This is a genomic window from Vibrio sp. T13N (assembly GCF_032970445.1).
GTDB classification, from domain to species: domain Bacteria; phylum Pseudomonadota; class Gammaproteobacteria; order Enterobacterales; family Vibrionaceae; genus Vibrio; species Vibrio diabolicus.
On record NZ_JAWJYE010000037.1, the window covers coordinates 1 to 4,584 of the forward strand.

Consider the following 4,584-nt stretch of genomic DNA (forward strand, 5'->3'; position numbering starts at 1 on the left):
TCTCTATCTCTAAACCACTCTCTGTTGCCAGTGCCAGTCGCTATTCATTGAGCTAAACCGTTCTTCGGCGAAATAATCCCAGAATTAACGCTATTCCGCATTTCCAACCTATTACCCCGCCACTTTCACTCTTAGGCTACAACCACGTACATTCAGCCTGAGAGATCCGTTGCGGAAATAACGCCCAATTAAGGGGTGAGCAACGCTACCACCCAAGCTTAAAGTATTGTGCCATAAACACTTAACTTGAAGTAGAAGCAAAAATACCAAGCGTTGGGAGTCCCTCTTAAATTGTTTGTTATGTGTAATTTTCTATGTACTTCCTTAATGACTCAGTCGGTTCAAACAAGGGGAAGATTAAGATTTAGCTTTTCAATTTCGACCGCCAAAGAGCCATGGCATTTCTCAAAATCACTCCAACTGCTCTTGTGAACCTGCTTTACGATTTGAAAGTCGAGTAGCAATTGAGAAAACGCTTCGGGGCTATACCCCTTAGTCTCAGCAATAAAGTGTTGTGTAGCCGGACGTTTACCTTGAACCAGTGCCAAATAAAATCGAGCGATGTCATTAACATGGATATATTGGTTGTAACCTTGATATGGTATCGCTACTTGGAGAGTTTGGTCAGATAAGGAATCTACAATCCGCTTTAGCTGACAGTTTTCACCACCATAAACCAAACTAGGACAGTAAACAACATGCCACTTCTTTTTGATAGCACAACCTATTGTAACTGTGTCCAGTTTCACCGCCTCTAGAGGCTTAAGCCTAAATTCTTTGAGGTCATTGTGAGAAGCGTTGCCAAATAGCCAAACGCCCGATGTGTGGATTTTTGTCGCACCGTCAGCCGCTAGTCTATCCAGCTGCGTTAGCAGCTTGGACTCTATATCAGCTATTTCCTCCGGCGAAAATTCTGACCAATGTGGGCGAGCACAATTTATAACGATATCAAAGTAACCAGAGAAATCTGATGGCACATTGGTAAGCTTCCGAGCAGGAGGTAAGACACCGCTAGTCCTGCTGTAAGTCGAAACTTCAAAGCCACTTTCAACAAACATCTTAGTCACGTGGCTACCAATATACCCATTGGCCCCTGATATAAGTACTTTCATTCTTTCCCTGAACTCTCGATTACACATAACGCCCAATTAAGGTGTGAAGCACGCGACCACAACTCTCAATTTGACCACCGTAAACACTAAACTTAACCAAACCGAAAATGCCAAGCGTGCTGAATCACTCTTAAATTGTTTGTTAGCCCTGTACTAAAATACTTTCGTCATTCCAGAAGCCTTACGCTCAATTCCACGTTTTTGAGCCTCTTCTTCTCCTGACTTGATTATATCTGCTGTTAAATCAGTAAAATTTTTAGGAGTAGAAACAAGCCTTAGACCAAAATAAGTACCAGAAAAATTCATATTCTCTTCGCAAATGGTATCGTTGAAGCCAACAATACGGGCAGTGTTACTACCCAAGGCGTACCAGCCAAAGCTGCGAGCTATTTCAGTCAAAACGTAAAGACCAAAGCCCGAATTATCGAATATGTTTTCATCCCGAGAAAACTGTGATGTACGTGAAACACCAGGCTTCACGGCAAACTTCAATGCTTCAATGTCATTATTTAGTTCATAAGACTGAGCCAATGAAGAGCTAATACCTACACCTTCATCCACTATAACAATCTCAGCCTTCCCATCACTCCAGCGTTGCCCAAAAACATAACATTCATTTGCACCCGAATGCTCAAATACATTCCTAACAATTTCACGCAAAGCATAATTATAAAACTTATTGACTTGCTGTCCTTCCTTTTCACCAGAAATAACTATTGCCAACCCTCGAACTTTAGATTGTATACTTTCATACCACTCATCAAGAGCGTCCTCATCATCGCCCAATGTCGGCTTTTCAATTCTAGTAATTGCAGTGTAAGAGCTTGAGCCTTTAGCTTCACCAACACTCTTACCCTCACCCATCATCACAAAATCAAAAAAACCTATATGCTTTAGGTAATTATGAACAGCAGAATAAGTATCAACTCCCTTCCTTGTTGTACTTAATTTGAGCTCTCGGCGCCTTTTTATCCACTGTCTAAGTTTAGAGCCAGCTACCAGCATAGCTGTTGGCTTTGACCACATAATTGTTGAGCAATCGACACACACTTTGTCTAGATCTTGGCTGTTATCTAGTTCATCAAAGAAGCCCTGAAGAGTGTCACGATCAAATGTTTTCGGAAACTTTATTGTTGTCATTTTTGTTCTCCAAATCTACTAACTAATGAAAAAGGGCTAACGCCGCGTTAAGGGGTGCAGGCACGCAATACATAAGCTTCTGCAAGCACCTTAAACACAAAACTCAACGCAAACTAAAAATGCTACGCGTGCCAAATCCCTCTTAAACGCTTTGTTATGCGCGTTCCCGACTATTGAACGCAGCTACAGTAGCGCGTAACTTAGTTAATTTTAGTTCTGTAAGTAACACTGTGACGAAAGACAATATCGAAACCGAGATAAGTGCAACGTTTATCAAATTACTACCACTATACTCATAAATACCTGCCAAGCCGCTAAATAATAAGAAACAAGCTACTATCGATAGAATCGAATCATTCGTTTTCACTTTGTATTCGTCGGCGGCTATATCCCTTATTATCGAAACTGGATTTGAAAGACCGTCAAGTCTAACTACAATTTTTCCATTACTGATTTTGACTCTTAAACCAGTACGTTGTAATGAACTCGCCAAATCATCCATGATGAATTATCTCCATTTCTACAAGCGCATAACGCCGCATTAAGGTGTGAGCAACGCTGCCACAAAACTTAACCATACCACCGTAAACACAAAACCCAACGATGAAATGAAAAATGCCATGCGTTGGGAATCACTCTTAAATGCTTTGTTAGCTAAATTCTCAAAGCGAACTCAATAGACACTAAGTACAATGGTAGCCTCAATAGTTAGGTCCATTTGCGTCTATCAAGCTCAATAAGCGTTTTGCCAATACCAGATATGTACTTCTTTACTTAATTTTCTGTCTTAAGTTTTGCTCTTATAGTACCACCAACCACCTTAAGGCTGTTGAGCTTCAAGTTCATGTCTTCAAATAAAGATAAAATGTAACCTATACAAGTAATGTTCAACGGAGTCTTACGACCAGACTCATTACCAGCAGCCCTGATATATCTACCTTCAAGCTCTAGAAAATCAAAGTACTATTTATTCATTTTCAATCCTTTTCAGCTAACGCCTGTAATAAGGTGTGCCCCATTGAACCAATAATGCGCACTGAACTCCACACAAACAACACCGATTGTAACGCATCACCTTAATAGCCTTGTGAGCTAAATACATAAAGGTAAGAACCAATACCCTAGGTAATTAACACTCCTCTAGCCCTTAATTCACGCTCTAAACCTGGGTCTAAACTTGAACAGCTACTAATCTCTTCGATATTCAACTCGAGCAATTTTTCCGTATTACTTACCTTACTTAACTCCAATAACTCTAAGCACTCTAAGTTAGTTAGACTCTCTATTCCTGTAAAAGATGTCAGGTCAAACTCGTCACCCTCACCATCCCAGTTTGGCATTATCATAAAATGTGTTGCACAACATTCTCCTGAGAGTAATTTAACTTTCGCCAATTGATCACTCGAAATGTTTATTGACAATAGAAGCTCTTTAACCTCTGAAATGCAATCAAACCAACCATATTTAGCATTATTACCATACACTAAGTCATGCAAGTTCATTGCTGATATTTTGTCCATTTCATTTTTTATTTGATCGTCAGAATCATATAGGTCTCCTAATATTAGTAATTTAAGGTTCTCATTATTCATAGTAACTCCTTAATTCAAATTCAAAGCTTAATTTAGCTAACGCCTTGTTAAGGTGTGAGGCACGCAATGCCGAAGCCTCCGCATACCACCTTAACCACTAAACTTGACGCATAGTAAAAATGCCACGCGTGCCGAATCACTCTTGAACAATTTGTTATGTACGTGCTAAAGGTAAACGACTGACTCCACATTATTGCCCTCGGGATCAATCAAAAACGCTGCGTAGTAATTTGGAGCATAGTGCTCCCGTAAACCCGGCTTACCGTTGCATTTACTACCTAAAGATAGTCCCGCTTGATGAAACGCGGAAACTTGTAATTTATTTGATGCAGAAAAAGCAACATGGCACTTAGAATTACTGATGCCTTTTTCAATTAGAAATCTTACATTTGGCTCGCTCGAAAGCCCAAAGCCTGCTGCATTTTCATCGGACCACTTGAGTTCAATACCCAATGGTTCTAGCACATTCTGGTAAAACACTCGACACTCTTCGAGTGCAACTACCTTAATTTCAAAATGATCTATCACTCTCAGTCCTTTAGAGTTGGTTGCAATTTTCATTAAAGTACATAACGCCGCGTTAAGGGGTGAACAACGCAAGCCACCAAACCTAAATTATTGTGCCATAAACACAAAAGCTAAACTTAGAACCAAAATTGCCAAGCGTTGAGAATCCCTCTTGAACGCTTTGTTATGTGCGTGCCTGCTCTTGCACCACCMTCACCCACTTGGAACGCCAC

The 4,584-nt window shown here is 40.3% G+C and carries 4 protein-coding genes and 1 pseudogene; all 5 read right to left on the minus strand.

Features of this window, described 5'->3' with window-relative positions:
* Positions 1-298: 298 nt before the first annotated feature.
* A pseudogene (locus R2S67_RS22470) lies at positions 299-1,112 on the minus strand (NAD-dependent epimerase/dehydratase family protein).
* Between the two features lie 153 nt (positions 1,113-1,265).
* Positions 1,266-2,252: an ATP-binding protein gene (locus tag R2S67_RS22475; protein WP_317347126.1), complete on the minus strand. Its 987-nt coding sequence runs from the start codon at positions 2,250-2,252 to the stop codon at positions 1,266-1,268.
* 154 nt (positions 2,253-2,406) lie between these two features.
* Positions 2,407-2,754 carry a hypothetical protein gene (locus R2S67_RS22480; RefSeq protein WP_104974031.1) on the minus strand — a complete coding sequence of 116 codons (348 nt, stop codon included), beginning with the start codon at positions 2,752-2,754 and terminating at the stop codon, positions 2,407-2,409.
* 619 nt (positions 2,755-3,373) lie between these two features.
* The gene (locus tag R2S67_RS22485) at positions 3,374-3,844 is read right to left on the minus strand and encodes a DUF6892 domain-containing protein (protein ID WP_171359209.1); all 471 of its coding nucleotides are present in this window, start codon (positions 3,842-3,844) and stop codon (positions 3,374-3,376) included.
* A gap of 165 nt (positions 3,845-4,009) precedes the next feature.
* A complete protein-coding gene (locus R2S67_RS22490; protein ID WP_151515178.1) occupies positions 4,010-4,372 on the minus strand; it encodes a VOC family protein in 363 nt (120 codons plus the stop codon).
* Positions 4,373-4,584 lie beyond the last annotated feature (212 nt).

Excerpts from the sequence above, each read along its gene's own strand:
- R2S67_RS22475 (WP_317347126.1), bottom strand. The coding sequence starts at position 2,252 with ATGACAACAATAAAGTTTCCGAAAACATTTGATCGTGACACTCTTCAG.
- R2S67_RS22485 (WP_171359209.1), bottom strand. The coding sequence starts at position 3,844 with ATGAATAATGAGAACCTTAAATTACTAATATTAGGAGACCTATATGAT.
- R2S67_RS22480 (WP_104974031.1), bottom strand. The coding sequence starts at position 2,754 with ATGGATGATTTGGCGAGTTCATTACAACGTACTGGTTTAAGAGTCAAA.